Source organism: Gluconobacter albidus, assembly GCF_002723915.1.
Classification (GTDB): Bacteria; Pseudomonadota; Alphaproteobacteria; order Acetobacterales; family Acetobacteraceae; genus Gluconobacter; species Gluconobacter albidus.
Window position 1 is genome coordinate 39,523 of sequence record NZ_BEWL01000009.1, and the last position, 16,881, is coordinate 56,403.

Below are 16,881 nucleotides of genomic sequence, written 5' to 3' on the forward strand. Positions count from 1 at the left end.
GCCGTGACTATGCCTTACGTCGAATTGCAGGTGACGTCTTCGTTTTCGTTCCTGCGCTCGGGCAGCCAGCCGGATGAACTGATGTTCCAGGCAAAGGCCCTGGGCTATGACACCATCGGTCTGACCGACTGGAACACTGTGGCCGGGGTGATCCGCGCCCATCTGGCGGCGCGTGAAGCCGGTCTGCGTCTCCTGCCCGGATGCCGTCTCACTCTGCGCGATGGGAGTGCGCTCCTGGCCTATCCCCGCAATCGCGCGGGCTGGGCAGGTCTGTGCCAGCTCCTGAATCTTGGCCATCACCGGGGCGAGCGGGATGTGTTCCTTCTGGGGTGGGAGGATCTCGCCGCCGCGGCCCCGGACCTCCTCCTGATCCTGTTGCTGCCCGAGGACCTGGCAGAAGTTTCTGGTCAGGTTCAGAGCCTGCTGGATCTGCCCGGACAAAGGGCGGGCGAAGAAGAGAGCCGGTTTCTCGCGCTGACGATGCTCCGGCAGCCGGGAGATCTGGCGCGGCTTCACGCGCTCGCGGCGTTCAGTGCGGCACAAGGTCTGGCCTGCGTCGCGACGGGAGATATTCTTTACCACGATGCGCGCCGGCACGTTCTTCAGGACGTCGTCACGGCGATCCGGGAAGGCTGCACGGTCGATGCTCTCGGCAACCGCCGTCACGTTCACGCCGATCGCCATCTGAAAGCCCCTGAAGAGCAGGCACGCCTGTTTGCTGCCTTTCCGGAGGCTCTGGCCAACACGCGGCGGATTGCCGAGGCCTGCGCCTTCAGTCTCGATGATCTCACTTATCAGTATCCGACCGAAACCGAGCGCACAGGCGAAAGCGCGCAGGAGACCCTGGCACGCCTGGTCCAGGCCGCACTGCCGCGTCGCTACCCGGCCGGGGCACCGCCTGACGTCGAGACACAGATAGCCCACGAGCTGAGGCTGATCGGCTCTCTGGCCTACGCGCCGTATTTCCTGACCGTGAATACGATCGTGCGTCATGCCCGCTCACTTGGCATTGTCTGTCAGGGGCGGGGATCTGCCGCGAACTCGGCCGTCTGCTATGTTCTGGGCATCACGAGTATTGATCCGGTCCGCTCGGGCCTGCTGTTCGAGCGGTTCATCTCGGCCGAACGGCAGGAACCGCCCGACATCGACGTGGATTTCGAGAGTGACCGCCGAGAAGAGGTCATCCAGTGGATCTACCGACACTACGGCCGCCACCGCGCGGCCCTGTGCGCGACCGTGCAGCGCTATCAGCCCAAAGGCGCGTTGCGGGAAGTGGGTAAGGTTCTGGGGCTCCCGGAAGATCTGACCGGCCAGCTTTCAAAACACATCGCTTCATCGTTAGCCGATCCCGATCTGTGCAAGGCGCGTGCGGCCGATCTTGGCCTGAACCTGAAGGATCGCCGACTCAGTCTGACGTTCCATCTTGCCCGCCAGCTTCTCGGCTTTCCGCGCCAGCTTGGCACCCATCCGGGCGGATTTGTGCTGACCGAGGATCGCCTGGATGAACTCGTCCCCCTGATGCCGACCGCCATGGACGGGCGGCAGATCATCGTCTGGGACAAGGATGACATCGACGTCCTGCGCTTCATGAAGGTGGATGTTCTGGGTCTCGGGATGCTCGGCTGTCTGCGGCGCGGATTTGAGCTGCTGCACACCGTGTATCAGACCCGCATGGATCTCGCTTCGATCCCGGCCGAGGATCCGCAGACCTATCGCATGGTCCAGAAGGCAGACACGCTCGGGACGTTCCAGATCGAAAGCCGGGCGCAGATGTCGATGCTGCCGCGCATGAAGCCTGCGACCTTTTATGATCTGGTGATTCAGGTGGCGATCGTGCGGCCGGGGCCGATCCAGGGGGACATGGTCCATCCTTATCTGAGGCGGCGGGAGAAATTGGAGCCTGTCACCTATCCGTCCAAGACCCTGCGCGGGATCCTCGGGAAGACCTTGGGCGTGCCACTCTTCCAGGAGCAGGCCATGCAGGTGGCGATCCACTGCGCGGGCTTCACGCCAGGCGAAGCCGACCAGCTCCGCCGCGCGATGGCGACGTTCAAAATGACAGGTGGGGTGTCGCCGTTCCGGAACAAGCTGGTGAACGGGATGCTGGCCAATGGCTATGAGCAGGACTTTGCCGAGCAGACCTTCGCGCAGCTTGAAGGCTTTGGCAGCTACGGCTTCCCCGAAAGCCATGCCGCCTCGTTCGCCCTGATCGCCTATGCCTCGGCGTGGATGAAATGCCATTACCCGGACGTGTTCTGTGCCGCCCTGCTGAACAGCCAACCGATGGGGTTTTATGCGCCCTCGCAGATTGTTCAGGACGCACAGCGCCATGGGGTCGAGGTCCGGCCGATCTGCATCAACGCCTCACGATGGGATTGCACACTGGAGCGCGGCCGGAACGGACGGCACGCGGCGGTCCGGCTGGGGTTCAGGATGGTGCGCGGGTTGGCGAACGGCCATGGGGCCGCCCTGATCGCGGCCCGGATGCCGGACTATGAGAGTATTGACGATGTCTGGCGCCGTGCGGATGTGCCGGTCTCGGCCCTGGAATGTCTTGCGGAAGCAGATGCCTTCCGGGTGTTCGGGCAGATGCGCCGTGCTGCCCTGTGGTCGATCAAGGGTCTCGCCGATACCGCCCTGCCGCTGTTTGAGGCGGCGGATCGGGGCCGGAACTTTCCGCTACCGGAAGTGATCGAGCCGGAGATTACCTTACCACTGATGTCAGAGCGGGCCTCAGTGCATGAGGATTACCGGGCGACGGGACTCAGCCTGAACGGGCATCCCGTCGCGTTTCTACGGGAGGGCTTACGGGAAGAAGGGATCGTTCGTTGCGGGGATCTCCCTTATCTGCGGGATGGACGCCGGATCCAGCTCACCGGACTGGTGTTGATGCGGCAAAGGCCAGGGACGGCCAACGGTACCATGTTCGTCACCATTGAGGACGAAACCGGCACGGCCAATCTGATTGTCTGGAAGGATGTGCAGGAGAAATACCGCCGTCCTCTTCTCGCGTCCCGTCTTCTGGCCTGTAAGGGCCGGCTTCAGAAGGAAGGCGATGTGATCCATGTCGTTGTGCTCAGTCTGGAAGACAGAACGCCGTTGCTTCAGGGATCTGAACTCCTGAAGGCACGGGATTTCCGTTAGGCAAGAACGGCGGTTCGGCCAATCTTCTTATCATAATATGAAGCTTATGTTGGTGTTGAACCTGTGGGGTTGTGGGCAGAGCCGCGCCTGTGGTCAGCCTGCAGGGCTGTCCATCAGGACGAGAGCGACCGTAAAACGGCTGTCCATAAATCCACAGGCTTTACGCACGTCGAAAGTTAAATCCGTACATTATTCGTGCGGCTGTGACGGTGCCGCAACCTTCACGACTGAAACCCGGGCGTTTGAGTAGGGTGTAGCGGACGGATCAGGATGTGTGATGATGTCTGAACCGGCAGCGGCGGCAAGTAATGTGCCAAAATATGGATCATTTTCATCTGCGATCGCGAGCACCTCGTCCGCGCTGACGGGCGCGCCAAACTCTTTCCCGAGCTTGCTCAGGATATAATTGTCCAGCACCGCATGAATCATGAACGGCTGATTCCGGAGAGACAGCAGAGCTAACAGATTCTCTGGCATGTCTTCGTCAGGCTCCGCCTCCATCACAGCATCCACATTATCGAGCAGAACGTGGAGCACGACGCCATATATCGTAATCTCCAGCACACGCTGCTCACCGGTCTCTGTATCAGTCATTCCTGGCTCTCCTGTTTGGTGACAGGAGGATAGTTGGGCTGCGTTGTGCGACTGAGAAGTGACCTATCAATGATAGGACGAGGATTCTATCTCGGAAGAGGCACTGTGCTCCAGCGGCGAATTGTCTCAGCAGGGCGCTACTATTACTTTTCTCCGGATAGCCTTTTAACTCGCACGAAAAGAGCGGAACTCCAGCGTGTAATTTGGGGATGACTGAATATGACTGACAAGCATACGACCATAAGGAAAATTTGCGTTCTGATCACTCTCGGCGCGATCATGGTGCTTCGTTGTTCTGTGGCGTTAGCAGGCGTCGAAGCTATTCAGATCGAAAAATCAGGTATCAAACCAAGTATTATCGTACCAGGCGTTCATGCTCCTGTCTTCGGTATCGAGGCGCCAAGTGCAGCCGTTTTCGTAGGAAAATCAGTCCTTCTTTCTGAAGGGACGGAAGCCAACCAAGACGCAAAGACCCAACCTGAGAAACTCGAACATTCCGTACCTGAAATCGTACTTAATCCTACCGTGGTCGCCTCGTGGGTCAACGGCATAGATATCGAGAAACTTAAGTCCAGACTGCAACTACATCTCGCATGTTATACTGGACAGGAAATGCTTCGAGCACGTAATACAGATATGTACTCGCGTGTACTGTTGAACATGAAGACAGCACAAGCAGCAGAATTTATTCTCGAAATGCCATGCCCGCAGCCAGCAGGTCTATCCCGTGACGACCTCGTGCGCACTGAAGCGCAAGAATCAGGCGTCACGATCAAGCGGCTTGAACATCTCAACGAGTGGGAGGCGGTCCAAAAGGAAATTCCGGATGACTACTATCGTGACTCAATCGTTGAGATGCTCAAACGACCTGAGGAGAACCTTTCGTCGCCCCCATTCGTGTCCTTCGTCCAAAACGGACAGTACGATGAATTCGACGCCTGGATCAGAAATCGTAACGTCACGGTAAGCCAGAAGAAAATGTATGAGTACGATGTCACCAAACGAACCAGCCAGATGTATCGAGCTATGACCCCATATGTACGATCTGGCGGTGCAGTCATTTTAATCGGAGCTGCTCATCTTGGCGGCCCAGATGGATTGGCGGCTCTACTGCGACGCGATGGGTATTATTTGCGTCCGATCACACTGCCCGAGCATAAATAGACTATTCACGCTAAATGGCCGCCTTCGAGCCGATTAGGGGGGTAAACGGAATGTCTGGTCTGAGCGGAAAAATTGAGGAAGCCGACAGTCGTGATCTCCGTTTCCTCACATAGGATAGCTTGACTTACGACGATATATCCACAATTCTGGATATATGGACACAGAATCTACCCTCGCAGCCCTGAGCGCCCTGTCGCAGTCTACACGGCTGGAGATTTTTCGCCTGCTGGTGCGCTACGAGCCGGACGGATTACCCGCCGGAGATGTCGCGCGGCATCTCAATGTCCCGCAGAACACCATCTCGGCCCATCTCGCCACCCTGGCCCGTTCCGGGCTGCTGACCTCGGAGCGCCATAGCCGGCTGATCGTCTATCGCGCTTGTCTTCCGCGCCTGCGAGACCTGATGCTCTTCCTCGTCAGGGACTGCTGCGCGGGCAGTCCCGAACTCTGCGCGCCCCTGGTCGCAACCCTGTCCTCCTGCTGTCCCTCCCCGGAAGCCCGATCATGACCATCACGATCTACCACAACCCGGCCTGCGGCACGTCGCGCAATGTGCTGGCACTGATCCGCAACAGCGGCGAGGAGCCTCGGATCATCGAATATCTGAAAACCCCGCCCAGCCGTGCGGAACTGGTCAGTCTGATCGCCCGTATGGGCGTTCCGGTGCGCTCGATCCTGCGGGAAAAGGGTACGCCCTTTCACGAACTCGGCCTCAATAATCCGGCCCGGAGCGATGATGCGCTGATCGACGCCATGATCGCGCATCCGATCCTGATGAACCGGCCCATCGTCGTCACCCCGCTGGGTGGGGCACTCTGCCGTCCGTCTGAGGCGGTTCTGGACATCCTGCCCAACCCGCAGAGAGGCGCTTTCGTCAAAGAGGACGGGGAGAAGATCGTCGATGAATCTGGCAAGCGGATCATCTGATGCTGGCGCTTCTGATTTTCGTTGTCACGCTGGTTTTTGTCATATGGCAGCCTCGGGGGCTGGGTATCGGCTGGAGCGCAATGGCCGGTGCCGCCGTGGCCCTGGCGGCTGGTGTGATCCACTGGCACGACATTCCTGTCGTCTGGCACATCGTCTGGGACGCGACTTTCACCTTCATCGCGCTGATCGTCATCTCGCTGTTGCTGGATGAGGCCGGATTCTTCCATTGGGCCGCGCTGCACGTCGTGCGCTGGGGCAAAGGGCGAGGCCGGACGCTATTCCCGCTGATCGTGGTGCTGGGAGCGGCCATTGCGGCGGTTTTCGCCAATGATGGTGCGGCCCTGCTGCTCACGCCCATTGTCATCGCCATCCTCACTCAACTTCGCCTGAGCCATACCGCAGCCCTGGCCTTCATCATTGCGACCGGCTTCGTCGCAGACACCACAAGCCTGCCGCTGGTCATCTCCAATCTGGTGAACATCGTCAGCGCCAATTTCTTTGGCATTGCGTTCGATCGCTATGCCGCGATCATGGTCCCTGTCGATCTGGTAGCACTTGGCGCAACGCTTGCCGTTCTGTGGTTGTGGTATCGGCGGCAGGTGCCTGCGACCTATCCCGTCGCCGAACTGCCAGCACCCGCCACGGCCATTCGTGACCACCATGTATTCCGGGCGGCCTTTCCGCTGTTGGCCCTGGTTCTGGCGGCCTATTTCCTGACCGCACAGTTTCATATCCCGGTCTGTGTCGTAGCCTGCCTGGCCGCCGGAATCCTCTTACTCGTCGCCGGATATGGTCGGGTCATCCCTGTTCTCAAGGTGCTGCGGGGCGCACCGTGGCAGATCGTGATCTTCTCGCTGGGTATGTATCTGGTGGTGTATGGCCTGCGCAATGCCGGGCTGACCGACTACCTTGCAACCGCACTGATCTGGCTCGGCCATCAGGGACCGTTCACCGCTACGATCGGCACCGGCTTTCTGGCGGCTGTTTTGTCGTCCATCATGAACAATATGCCGAGTGTGCTGGTCGGGGCGCTGGCGATCCAGCAGGCTCACGACATCACGCCGCTGACCCGTGAACTGATGGTCTATGCCAATGTCATCGGTTGTGACCTCGGCCCCAAATTCACCCCGATCGGCAGTCTCGCCACGTTGCTGTGGTTGCATGTGCTGGCATCCAAGAAGCATCGGGTCACATGGGGGCAGTATATGAAAGTGGGGCTGGCGATCACCCCGCCTGTCCTGCTGGTCACGCTCGCAGTGCTGGCCCTGTGGTTGCCTGCCATCAGCCGCCCGTAATGTGCAAAGGAAGCAAGACCGCGATGACCGAACCTGACGACACGCTCCGCCCGCACCCGGATTATCGCCACGGGATCAATGGCGCACGGCAGCCCAAAGTAGCGCTGCCAGCGATCGTCATCGTCGAGACTGGTCTCCCGCAGGTTCGGGCCACATAGAACAAGAGGCAACGAGACATGTCCGTTCCGAGTATCCGCCAGGTACGTGCTGCTGACGCCCCCGCCATCGCAGCGATTTATGCCCATCACGTCGAACATGGCACAGCAAGTTTTGATTACGAACCACGCTCACTTACCGAGACTGAGGAGAAGATCGAAAGTGTGCGGGCACGAAATTGGCCCTTTCTCGTCGCAGTGCAAGACGAACAGGTGGTGGGCTATGCCTATGCCACGCAATTCAGGGACAGGCCCGCCTACAGCTTCACATGCGAGAATTCGATTTACGTCCACCCCGACCACATCAGGCAAGGTGTCGGTTCAGCCCTATTATCCGATCTGTTAGGTCACGCCGAAGCATCGGGCTTTCGCCAGATGATTGCGGTGATCGGTGGCGGTGAACCCGGATCGATTGCACTGCATGCGCGCCATGGATTTGCCCATGCTGGGCAGATGCGTTCGGTGGGCCGCAAATTCGGCCGCTGGCTCGACACGTTCTACATGCAGGCCTCGTTGGGCGCGGGCGATGGTGACGACCCGCTGAAGGAACCACAAACATGACTGACACGCTCTCGCCCCTAAACTCGGAGTCTCTTGATCCACTCGATCTTGCAAAGCTCGAACCAGCACAGCGCACCACGCACGCACCGCGTATCCTTCTGCTCTATGGCTCTTTGCGACCCCGATCCTTCAGCCGCCTATTGGTGCTTGAGGCGGAACGCATCCTGAAAGTGCTGGGGGCCGAAACACGGGTGTTCGACCCGACCGGCCTGCCGGTAGCGGATTCTGTGCCCGCGACCCATCCGAAAGTGCAGGAACTGCGGGAACTCTCGATCTGGTCGGAAGGTCAGGTCTGGTGCAGCCCTGAACGGCACGGCAACATGACGGCAGTATTCAAAAACCAGATCGACTGGCTACCTCTGACCGAAGGCTCAATCCGCCCGACGCAGGGCCGCACGCTGGCGGTCATGCAGGTTTCGGGTGGGTCGCAGAGCTTCAATTCCGTCAATGCCCTGCGGGTGCTGGGTCGGTGGATGCGGATGTTCACCATCCCCAACCAGTCCAGCGTACCAATGGCCTATACGCAGTTCGGTGACGATGACCGCATGAAGCCGTCCCCCCTTTATGACCGGATGGTAGATGTCATGGAGGAACTGATGAAATTCACATGGCTGCTGCGCGACCGGGCCGACTATCTAGTGAACCGCTATAGTGAACGCAACTCGGAACACCGCTTGCCTGAAAAGCTATGAGCCGGGCTGGCGCGTATTTCTGGCACACGACGTCTGCTTACCAAAACCCTAAGCGACCCACCTTACGACCGAGATGAGGCGTAAGCCGACATGCGGCTAGTCCTTTCTGTTGGGGACAGCATAAGTTCCATATCCCTGTCGTAAAACAGATGATTCCCGACAGGGGGGAACGCCAGTCTGGCGCACTAGCATGTTTCCTGGACAAAATTTCCATGAGGTGTGGCGACAAACCCTGTCGGATTGGTATAAGTGACGGAAACGGCAAAATTAGGGTTTTCCGACATGCTTATCGGCTATATGCGCGTTTCTTCTGTCGATGAGCGCCAGTCAGTGGATTTGCAGCGCGATGCTCTGGTGCAGGCGGGCGTCGATGAGCGACACATCTTCCAGGACAAGGCCTCTGGAGCACGCGATGACAGACCCGGTCTTAAAAAATGCCTCTCTTATATAAAGAGTGGTGACACACTCGTTGTCTGGAAGCTGGATCGGCTGGGTCGATCTCTTCCGCATCTCCTGACGATCATAGAAGATCTTAAGGCGAGATCCGTATCTTTCCGTTCCTTAACCGAACAGATGGACACAACAACGTCTCATGGCGAGCTGATGTTCTCCTTGTTTGGCGCCTTGGCTCAATACGAACGCGCTCTGATTCATGAGCGTGTCATGGCAGGGCTTGCGGCCGCAAAACGTCGAGGCCGAATAGGCGGACGGCCTCCGTCAATCAGTCAGGAGCGTTTGGACATGGCGCTCGACTACCTCAACAAGGGTGAGAGTAAGCTCTCCGTTGCGCGACGTCTCACAATTCCACGCACAACCCTCTTGAACACTCTTGAGCGGATAGGCTGGCAACCACGCTCAGAGAGTGAGGAAGGCGACGGTGATGTTGACGAGCGTACCGCAGAAAACAATGAGAAGAAGCCGCTCAACCGCCGCAGACGACAGGCCTGATGAGGATGGGTTAGACCGCAGATACTTCACCCGCGCATACCCGGCCAAGATCAGACTGATCCCAACAATCCCGGATACCATGGCCACACGGTAGGACAATGCCGTCATTGCTGGCGTAGAAATCTGGCTTCTCCTTCAAGGTGTGTCCGCAATGGACACACCAGTAAGTCACATTCCCAAAGCACGACGATAGATGTCCAGAAGGGTTTCCTGTTCCTCAACCTGGGCAGGCTCCATTTTCCGAAGCTTCAGGATCTGCTTAATGATCTTAACGTCGAACCCGGCCGACTTGGCTTCGCTGAAGATGTCCTTGATGTCTCCGGCCAACGCCTTTCGTTCTTCTTCCAGGCGTTCAACCCGCTCAATGATGGATCTCAGGCGATCCGCTGCAATTCCTCCGGTCTGAACGGTGGTCTCAGCAGATGCTGTGTCCTGTTCTTCATGTGCCAACATACAGTTCTCCTTTCACTCGCCCAATCTGCCACCTCAGTCTGCGACTGAGGCGTCAATGGTAGGTTCGGTCGGTCGAAAGATCCGAGGCCAGCCCATAGAGGGTCCGGTCCAGAGCCAGCGTTCCGTCAAGGTGACGTTCGATCATGGCCCGAAGCAGGCCACCAGCCGACCGCACTTTCCCTTTGCGGGACTTCGCGGAAATCACACAGACGGCGACGGCGGCCTCGTATCGGCCCATGACGCTGCACGCCTGGCGCCAGGCATGAGAGGAAATTCCCAGAGAACCTGTGAGCATCTCGACGGCCTCGATCAGCTCGGCCTCATGTGGGCGACTGCTGGTGCACAGGTCTCGCAAGTCAGGAACAAGCTGAAGAAGGAAATTCGGTCCGGCCTTGAAGCCCCGAAGCGGTGAGGCCTTGGAACGGGAGACACTGTCAGACCCAACTACTCCTTCCTCTATGCCAACGCCGGCGTAGCCGGCTCCGCTTACAGTAACTTTAGTTATAGTATTTGGGTTTGTATCAGTATTGTGGGGTCCATCAGTGCGCCCCATGGGGTCCATTTCCACAGGGTCAGCCCCTGCAATCATGGCCTCCAGACGCTCGACCAAACCCTCCATCTGCTCAACCAGCGGCGACAGGATGTCCAGGTCGTGGTCATTGCCACGCAGTGCCAGGAGCTGATGCCCGTTCTGCTGGATGCTCATGACCGTCGGCCTGTCAGCCGTCGTCTCCAGGGCCGTGGCACAAAGGGCCGCAATGCGGCGACCTAAGACCATGGCTCTCTTATGCAGACGCTTTCCTTCGCGTTCCCGCTCTCTGAAGGCCTCAACGCGTTGGAGCATTTCGTCGTAGCGCCGAGACAGCGGCGACAGATCGAACCCGTATCCCTCCAGGATCGCACCATTGCGGCCGTCGCGTCTCAACCAGCGCTGCTGATTCGGACTGTCGCGCATGATGATCCAGCCTAATTCGCTGAGGCCGCGAAGCCAGCGTTTGACCGTGGATCTCTCGATCCCGAACCGCTCGCAGATGTCGCGATTGCGCACAGAGCAGATGGTGAGATTGTCGTCTTCCCAGTCCACTGGCTTCGTGCGGCTGATCAGAAAGCCAAGCAGATCGGACTGGCGCGGCTGAAGGCCAAGCGCCCGGGGCTCCGTATGCAAAGCGCTGAGGATCTGGGCCTTGGTAGCACCGCTGCGGGGCAGGGCCTCACACTGCATTTCGGCCAGGATCATGGCCGGAGTAATGCGTCTCACCCCGGCCTGATGGGGGTCATGCGAAAGCGAATAGGTCATGGAAAACTTCTCAGGATTTCGGGATTTCCGAAGCCCTGCTCTCCAACCCTTCAAACAAGCCCCTCCCGTTTGCAAAAACTCTTGCATTCGAAGCTGAAATGTAGGATTGAAAATTCAGCAGATGAATTTCAATCCAGTTCAATCGGTTTGGCGACCGATGGGACTACGTTCTTAGGGCCTCGTGAAAGCGGGGCCTTAAACGTATCTGGGCTCTGGCTAACTCACTCAAACAATTCCTTCTTCAAGCCCAAATAGGCGATTTGCCTTTATGCTTCTCCTGTAGCGAGAAAGAAAGGCCCTTTTCAGAGTCTCCCGGCCGCTGAAACATCGCCACAAGGATCTGCGACTTTCATCTGTAACATGAGTCTGTTCCACGCCCGCAAGGGAGCGATGAGAACAAAAGCGGCCTTCCGTAATTTTTTTTCACAATTCGTTAAGGAAACCTTTTTTCTTTGCGGCCGCCCGTGCTACGAGCGAACAAGAGTAATGATAAAGGCAAAGTTAAACTTGACGATGCTGTACCGGTTTTGCCTTTATCTCTCGAAGAGTTTTGTAGTTGTAAAGGTGCCAGATGGGTTCGACAGTTCCTTCAGCCAATAGTCCTACAAGTTTTAGTGATTATACTTCACGAGAGATATTGAAAGACTTCCACAGTAGCTTAATGCTGATTAAAGAACAGTCACACGAACTTTCTTGTTCCTTCGCCATTACGGCTACAGATATTCAAAAAATTTTTCAATGCTTCGAGGCTGCTCGTCGTCTCTCAACCCGAGTTGCGACACTTTCGTTCGAGAACCCTGAGAGCGAAAACCTGAAACGAGAGTGTCTGAACTGTCTTGCTATTCTCGAAGCGGGTCTTTGCTTCGAAGAAGAACCGGGCTCTCTGCCAGACTGAGATAGAAGTTTCCCGTTAAGTCGCAGAAGCTTGCGCAATTCTCTGATCTCCACTCAGGAGATTCACATATGATGACGCGTCTTTTGCCAGTCTTCGGACTTCTTATTCTGACCGCCTGCTCAGGCAACGTTTCCGCCTATCATGGCCATGGCCCCAAGCCGCCTCCACTCAAACATGCTCGCTATGAGCCGGGTGCGGCCTACGGGTCATCCAGAGCCGTCTGGGCACCACCTGTCTATGATCGGCAAGGTCATATCGTGAAGGTGGAAGATCCCCGCAATTCTGGGGGCCGTGAAGACTACGAGCACGCGGCCTGGGCCGTTGGTGGCCCCAACAACAACTCCACGCACCCACCCGGAACCTTCTAAAAGAAAAGCGGCCCTCTGGGGCCGCTTCCTGTTTCAGGACCGTCGAGGAAAAAGGGTGTCGGCCTCTCTGATATAGGCCAGCATCCCGGCCTTCCTTCGCTGACGAAACTGCCAGTTCATCCACCCATTCTGCAGAATATAGAGCCCCAGAGCGAACCAGAACGGCATCATCTCGATCGCGGTCACAAGCGTCTGGCTCCGCCACGACCCGCTAAGGCCGACAATGATCCACGCAGCGAGAAGGCACGCCCCTATGAGGGCAGCGGCCCAGGCGCGCTGATACGTCCTGGCCTGCTGGTTCTGGAGATAGATCTCTACCGCGGCCGGACTGACGTCATACACGTCAGCCGTCGCAACAATGTCGATGCGACCCAATTCATCAACCTGAAACCCGTCGTCCGCTTCAGGTTTTCTCCGGACGATGCCCCATAGTGTCCGAAGCAGACTGTAGCCGTCACGAATACTCGTGGCCCCGACTGCGACAGATGGAGAGCCTACAACGAAACGGGCTGCCCGGCCTGTTTTGGCGAGAACCCCTTTCTTTTCGTCCGCCCCACTCACTGGCTGACATCCATCAGGAACTTGTTCAGGTCGGGAGGCACCCCGTCGAGACGCCCCAGAGACCCATCATGATGCTTCCAGAAAAAGGTCGGTGTGCCTGTCAGCGATACCGCTTTAGCGGCTGCCATGTTTGCATCAAGTCGCGACTGCGCTTCAGGAGACGGTTGATCCAGCACATTCGAGAGGCCGCCAGACGTCCAAGCCTGAACCATACTGGCATCCGCAGGCAGCGAAGTCATGGCCTTGGCGTAGCGCGTACTTGCGCCGCCATCCTCATAATCCAGGAGCGAAAGCGGTACGACCCTTAGACGCAGCTTGCCGCTATCAACGGCGGGCTGAAGGAGCTGCATAGCCCGGATCGAGAACGTGCAGCGCGGATCAATGAACATGATCACTTCCGGCGCACCCTTCTGGCCGATCACACCAGCATAGATCTGCTCGGACAACGAACCGGCCGAGGCCTTTCCGCCTCCCTGGACGTCAATCCGAACCGTGGGGACGGCCCCTGGAATATAGCGGATCTGCTGCCTTGTGACGTTTTTACCTGCGGTATCCCATATTGTGCCCGCAATCGCGGCCTGACCGTCTGGCGTCGCATAGACAACCTGGAAACGGTCGCCATTGCGCACAAACATGCCTCTGGTGTTGCGCCAGACCTCAAGATCTGTAGCCCGCTTGCCCATCAGCTCGTGAAGGCGATCATAGGGGACGGGAATGAGCGTCCCGCCAATAATGAAGCTGTGATTTTCCGGTGTGAAGAAAACAAGAAGCTGGTTATCGCCGTGCGCAACGCCAGTCTGGAGGCCGTGCTGTGGCTCTGCCCACAGGATCTCGCTGCCTGCCTGGACCAGTCGCTGGATCGCGTCAGTCGGCTGAGGCCCGAGCGAAGCGGCCTTTTGAGGTGGTGATGTTTGGGCAGGCGGGGAAGGAACAGCACATTGGGTCTGCGCCATTGCCGGCGCAGCCAGGAACAGCGATCCGGCGAGATAAAGAGAAGTACGAGAACGCATAAAGGGTCTCCTGAAGAATTAAGGAGACCCTATCGAGCTAAGATGCGACTAAGAGCTGCTTTTTGGAGCGTCTGGCAGAGGACCGTAAAGGGAGCGATATTGTTTGAGCGAAGCCTCGGCTTTATCTGCCCAAGCCTTCAACTCGTCGTAGTTAGCTTCCGACTTATCGCCAAAATCTTTCCACTGGTTTGTTAAAGACTGCTGACGCTCCAAATCAGAGCGCGCCTGGACCAGATCTGCCTCAAGAGCCGCAATCTGGTCCTTGCGCTCCTTCATAATCCCTTCTTGCCACTTGATATGGTCGAGGAACTCCTGCGCTTTGGCTACCAGAACTGCGTACTTGTCCTGCCAGCTCTCAGAAGGACGACGCAGTAGATTGTCCACCACCTCACGTCGGCGACGCGTGGAATCGGCAGACATTTGGCCAAGCATGTACCCGGCCCATCCACTCATTCCATCATTGCCAAACATTTCAGACCTCATGTGGTACGGCTTAACGTTGTATCTACCAAGTTAGAGCCTTGTTTTGTCAATGCGCCACCGTTTTTCGAGTTACCTGCCGTCTCACCTTTTTTAGAAGGTGCAAGCGAACTTTCAATTCCTTTCAAAGTACCGGCCATACCGATTACCGCAGCATCCTTAGAAAACTGATCCAGATCGACGCGGTTCCCTTCATGAAAGCCGATCATGGCAGGAACACGCTCTGGCAGGATAGCAATCAGCCTGAAGCACATCAGCGCCAGCGTGATATGGACCGTGACGTACATTCCGAGCATGACGACAACGCCAATAAGATTGGTCACGATCCAGCCATGCGACAGCACGAACCCTGCTGCCACACCAAATGTCTGGTGGATCAGCCAGGACATGGCATCAAACACGAAGTAGCCGAGGAAAAGCCCGAACAGCATCAGGGTCGGTCGAAAAAGGACGTTGAAGATAAGAGCATACCCTGCTTTCGCGTGCCCATGCAGACCTTCTCCGGACATCGTCATGTGGGCCAGCATCCAGAGCGGAACAGCGATTACGCCTTCGCACACCAGAATGAGCCAGCCAGCAACGCCCGCCATCCACATCACCCAGGGGATCATCGGCAGCACGAACGCGAGTGTAAGGCCCGGAAGCAGAAGCGCCATTGCGCCTGTGAGGATTGGCGTGCTGAGGAACTGCACGACGACATGCCCCACACCAATGCCAGCAGCCCCCGCGAAATTGCCGGTTAGAGCCGCACCCGCCGCCGTCACCGCAGATCCAGCGTCCGAGCTGAGAAGTGCTGCGGACGCCATGACCAAAAGGGCCGTGGTGATCATCCAGTTTCCGAGGCCCATGAGGTTTCCGAACGGATCCGTCCAGTAGCCTTCAGCGCCAGATGGCTCGATGAACGCCATGACCGTCTGAAGCGTGTAGTCGCTCAGATGCAAAGACCGCGCGACCTGAGACAGCACCCCTGCGCCATCACCGCTCGGCGTGACACCGGCATAGAGATCACTGCTTCCGCCTGGAGCATTCATGCCGTCCTGCGTGGCGACCATATTGGAGATATTGGCCAGGAGTGCGCCAATCGACTGCATCATCGGCGCAATATCTCCGTGCACGTCCTCGCCCAGTCCAACATAGGTCGGAGCGCTGACAGTCGGAGTGGATGCCATCAGGGACATTGTTTCCCCGTTGAGACGGGCAAACTCAAGGTAGTAGGCGCCCGCACCTGTCCAGCCGAGACTATCCAGACGGCCCTTGGTGTTGGCCGCGTCTCCGTTGGTCCCGCTGTTCCACGCCTGGAAGCTGGTACTGCGCTGTGTGACGGCTGCCTGAACCTGCTGGCGGATACTGGCAGCTTTGGCCGTCAGCTTGCTGGTGTAGTCATTGGTCGCCTGCGTCATAAGGGTCACGAGAGGTGCCAGACTGGAGGACTTCTTGGTCTGCCAGAACTGGGTTGCAACCTGCTGGACCTGCGGCCGGATCTCGCCCACCAGGACACTATCCAGAATCTGCTGCTGCATGGCGGCCGTATCGACCGTGATCCCCAGGATCTTCGTCGCTGCGCGCGGAGCCTGGATCGTGACAGAACCGCAGACCGGCTGCCCGTCTCCCGTGGTCATCTGATAGGGATAGGTAATCATACCCAGATCGGAGCCGGATACGGCCTTCACGGTTCTCCCGGTCGGGGCTGGCACAAGGCTCGAATTTGATGAGGCCAGGTTGACCAGATCCCGGCACATTTCATTGGCGATCAGGCCAGCCACAATGGTTTTCGTACCCGGTACCATGGGCTGTGCGATGGTTTTTCCGTCCGGACCAATCGCCTGCACGGCGGAGGAATAGACCGTCTTCGCCATGCCGACACCCCAGAGCGAACCCTGAACGAACGCGGCCTGACCCGCACTGAAGCCGCCTGCAACCGGAAGCATCATGATGGCGCCAAAGGCCATACGCACGATACTCATGGACGTCTGATTGGATCCAAGCACCTTCGACGTTTCGGCCGAGCGGTGCATGTTCATCATCATGACGTAAGAAACAAAGGCCATGGCCAACGCCATGACGAAGCCGGACAGATCGCCCAGCATGGTTCCGATAACCGTGGCCTCGGTGCCGGTGGTTGTCGAGGACGACCCGAACACCGGAAAGACCGACTTGATCATGGTCGCGGCCCAATCATCACCAGGATCGAGCATGTTCCACGTCACGCCATAAGTGGAGTTTCCCGACGTCGAATTGCCTGTGACCGACTGTGCGTGAGCTATTCCTGTCGTGAGGAAGATGGGCAGGACGCTGAGCGCCCTACCCGTGTTTCTGAAGCGTCTGAGAGAAGTCATC

General features: G+C 57.9%; 18 protein-coding genes. 11 read left to right on the forward strand and 7 right to left on the reverse strand.

The features are described from left to right. Positions 1 to 3 precede the first annotated feature (3 nt). On the forward strand, positions 4 to 3,144 hold the full coding sequence (locus tag GAL01_RS10880) for an error-prone DNA polymerase (RefSeq protein ID WP_062027058.1): 3,141 nt from the start codon (positions 4 to 6) through the stop codon (positions 3,142 to 3,144). 189 nt (positions 3,145 to 3,333) lie between these two features. Here GAL01_RS10880 and GAL01_RS10885 read toward each other — a convergent pair whose 3' ends face one another. Then, positions 3,334 to 3,738, reverse strand: coding sequence for a hypothetical protein (locus GAL01_RS10885; RefSeq protein WP_062026884.1), 405 nt, complete (start codon positions 3,736 to 3,738; stop codon positions 3,334 to 3,336). A gap of 219 nt (positions 3,739 to 3,957) precedes the next feature. Between GAL01_RS10885 and GAL01_RS10890 the strand changes: the two genes are divergently transcribed. The 8 genes from GAL01_RS10890 (at position 3,958) to GAL01_RS10920 (ending at position 9,480) form a co-directional block, all read left to right on the forward strand. Beyond that, positions 3,958 to 4,902, forward strand: a complete 945-nt coding sequence (locus GAL01_RS10890) for a TraB/GumN family protein (RefSeq protein ID WP_099213366.1) — start codon at positions 3,958 to 3,960, stop codon at positions 4,900 to 4,902. A gap of 154 nt (positions 4,903 to 5,056) precedes the next feature. Then, entirely contained in the window at positions 5,057 to 5,410 is a 354-nt protein-coding gene (locus tag GAL01_RS10895; protein ID WP_062028250.1) for an ArsR/SmtB family transcription factor, read from the forward strand. After that, positions 5,407 to 5,829 carry an arsenate reductase (glutaredoxin) gene (gene arsC, locus GAL01_RS10900; protein ID WP_062028259.1) on the forward strand — a complete coding sequence of 141 codons (423 nt, stop codon included), beginning with the start codon at positions 5,407 to 5,409 and terminating at the stop codon, positions 5,827 to 5,829. The genes GAL01_RS10895 and arsC overlap by 4 nt, the downstream gene beginning before the upstream one ends. After that, positions 5,829 to 7,124, forward strand: a complete 1,296-nt coding sequence (locus GAL01_RS10905; protein ID WP_062028261.1) for an arsenic transporter — start codon at positions 5,829 to 5,831, stop codon at positions 7,122 to 7,124. The genes arsC and GAL01_RS10905 overlap by 1 nt, the downstream gene beginning before the upstream one ends. Before the next feature lie 23 nt (positions 7,125 to 7,147). Continuing rightward, positions 7,148 to 7,282 carry a hypothetical protein gene (locus GAL01_RS16015; RefSeq protein WP_255308583.1) on the forward strand — a complete coding sequence of 45 codons (135 nt, stop codon included), beginning with the start codon at positions 7,148 to 7,150 and terminating at the stop codon, positions 7,280 to 7,282. A gap of 18 nt (positions 7,283 to 7,300) precedes the next feature. Further along, positions 7,301 to 7,840 carry a GNAT family N-acetyltransferase gene (locus tag GAL01_RS10910; protein ID WP_062020797.1) on the forward strand — a complete coding sequence of 180 codons (540 nt, stop codon included), beginning with the start codon at positions 7,301 to 7,303 and terminating at the stop codon, positions 7,838 to 7,840. Next, positions 7,837 to 8,532, forward strand: a complete 696-nt coding sequence (gene arsH, locus GAL01_RS10915) for an arsenical resistance protein ArsH (RefSeq protein ID WP_062028264.1) — start codon at positions 7,837 to 7,839, stop codon at positions 8,530 to 8,532. Before GAL01_RS10910 ends, arsH begins: the two co-directional genes overlap by 4 nt. Positions 8,533 to 8,781: 249 nt before the next feature. Next, the gene (locus GAL01_RS10920) at positions 8,782 to 9,480 is read left to right on the forward strand and encodes a recombinase family protein (RefSeq protein WP_456303481.1); all 699 of its coding nucleotides are present in this window, start codon (positions 8,782 to 8,784) and stop codon (positions 9,478 to 9,480) included. A 168-nt stretch (positions 9,481 to 9,648) separates the two neighbouring features. Here the strand turns inward: GAL01_RS10920 and GAL01_RS10925 are convergent, their stop codons facing one another. Further along, complete coding sequence (locus GAL01_RS10925) at positions 9,649 to 9,933, reverse strand: DUF2312 domain-containing protein (RefSeq protein WP_061490889.1); 285 nt, start codon at positions 9,931 to 9,933, stop codon at positions 9,649 to 9,651. Between the two features lie 52 nt (positions 9,934 to 9,985). Further along, positions 9,986 to 11,230, reverse strand: coding sequence for a plasmid replication protein RepC (gene repC, locus GAL01_RS10930; RefSeq protein WP_062028266.1), 1,245 nt, complete (start codon positions 11,228 to 11,230; stop codon positions 9,986 to 9,988). Between the two features lie 571 nt (positions 11,231 to 11,801). On the opposite strand from repC, the gene GAL01_RS15500 reads away from it, so the two are divergent. Together GAL01_RS15500 and GAL01_RS10940 are read left to right on the forward strand one after the other, a co-directional pair. Next, on the forward strand, positions 11,802 to 12,125 hold the full coding sequence (locus tag GAL01_RS15500) for a hypothetical protein (protein WP_145995625.1): 324 nt from the start codon (positions 11,802 to 11,804) through the stop codon (positions 12,123 to 12,125). Positions 12,126 to 12,193: 68 nt separating this feature from the next. Further along, positions 12,194 to 12,493, forward strand: coding sequence for a hypothetical protein (locus GAL01_RS10940; RefSeq protein ID WP_062028270.1), 300 nt, complete (start codon positions 12,194 to 12,196; stop codon positions 12,491 to 12,493). Between the two features lie 33 nt (positions 12,494 to 12,526). Here GAL01_RS10940 and GAL01_RS10945 read toward each other — a convergent pair whose 3' ends face one another. Genes GAL01_RS10945 through GAL01_RS10960 form a run of 4 tightly spaced genes read right to left on the reverse strand, consistent with a single transcriptional unit; the run spans position 12,527 to position 16,880 of the window. Further along, positions 12,527 to 13,054 carry a hypothetical protein gene (locus tag GAL01_RS10945; protein ID WP_062028272.1) on the reverse strand — a complete coding sequence of 176 codons (528 nt, stop codon included), beginning with the start codon at positions 13,052 to 13,054 and terminating at the stop codon, positions 12,527 to 12,529. After that, a complete protein-coding gene (locus tag GAL01_RS10950; RefSeq protein WP_062028274.1) occupies positions 13,051 to 14,064 on the reverse strand; it encodes a hypothetical protein in 1,014 nt (337 codons plus the stop codon). The genes GAL01_RS10945 and GAL01_RS10950 overlap by 4 nt, the downstream gene beginning before the upstream one ends. A 48-nt stretch (positions 14,065 to 14,112) precedes the next feature. Next, entirely contained in the window at positions 14,113 to 14,535 is a 423-nt protein-coding gene (locus GAL01_RS10955) for an HlyD family secretion protein (RefSeq protein WP_062028277.1), read from the reverse strand. Between the two features lie 8 nt (positions 14,536 to 14,543). Next, positions 14,544 to 16,880, reverse strand: a complete 2,337-nt coding sequence (locus GAL01_RS10960) for a DotA/TraY family protein (protein ID WP_062028279.1) — start codon at positions 16,878 to 16,880, stop codon at positions 14,544 to 14,546. Between the last annotated feature and the right edge of the window lies 1 nt (position 16,881).

Excerpts from the sequence above, each read along its gene's own strand:
- GAL01_RS10950 (WP_062028274.1), bottom strand. The coding sequence starts at position 14,064 with ATGCGTTCTCGTACTTCTCTTTATCTCGCCGGATCGCTGTTCCTGGCT.
- GAL01_RS10955 (WP_062028277.1), bottom strand. The coding sequence starts at position 14,535 with ATGTTTGGCAATGATGGAATGAGTGGATGGGCCGGGTACATGCTTGGC.
- GAL01_RS10895 (WP_062028250.1), top strand. The coding sequence starts at position 5,057 with ATGGACACAGAATCTACCCTCGCAGCCCTGAGCGCCCTGTCGCAGTCT.
- GAL01_RS15500 (WP_145995625.1), top strand. The coding sequence starts at position 11,802 with ATGGGTTCGACAGTTCCTTCAGCCAATAGTCCTACAAGTTTTAGTGAT.
- arsC (WP_062028259.1), top strand. The coding sequence starts at position 5,407 with ATGACCATCACGATCTACCACAACCCGGCCTGCGGCACGTCGCGCAAT.
- GAL01_RS10940 (WP_062028270.1), top strand. The coding sequence starts at position 12,194 with ATGATGACGCGTCTTTTGCCAGTCTTCGGACTTCTTATTCTGACCGCC.
- repC (WP_062028266.1), bottom strand. The coding sequence starts at position 11,230 with ATGACCTATTCGCTTTCGCATGACCCCCATCAGGCCGGGGTGAGACGC.
- GAL01_RS10925 (WP_061490889.1), bottom strand. The coding sequence starts at position 9,933 with ATGTTGGCACATGAAGAACAGGACACAGCATCTGCTGAGACCACCGTT.
- GAL01_RS10890 (WP_099213366.1), top strand. The coding sequence starts at position 3,958 with ATGACTGACAAGCATACGACCATAAGGAAAATTTGCGTTCTGATCACT.
- arsH (WP_062028264.1), top strand. The coding sequence starts at position 7,837 with ATGACTGACACGCTCTCGCCCCTAAACTCGGAGTCTCTTGATCCACTC.
- GAL01_RS16015 (WP_255308583.1), top strand. The coding sequence starts at position 7,148 with ATGACCGAACCTGACGACACGCTCCGCCCGCACCCGGATTATCGCCAC.
- GAL01_RS10960 (WP_062028279.1), bottom strand. The coding sequence starts at position 16,880 with ATGACTTCTCTCAGACGCTTCAGAAACACGGGTAGGGCGCTCAGCGTC.
- GAL01_RS10910 (WP_062020797.1), top strand. The coding sequence starts at position 7,301 with ATGTCCGTTCCGAGTATCCGCCAGGTACGTGCTGCTGACGCCCCCGCC.
- GAL01_RS10905 (WP_062028261.1), top strand. The coding sequence starts at position 5,829 with ATGCTGGCGCTTCTGATTTTCGTTGTCACGCTGGTTTTTGTCATATGG.
- GAL01_RS10885 (WP_062026884.1), bottom strand. The coding sequence starts at position 3,738 with ATGACTGATACAGAGACCGGTGAGCAGCGTGTGCTGGAGATTACGATA.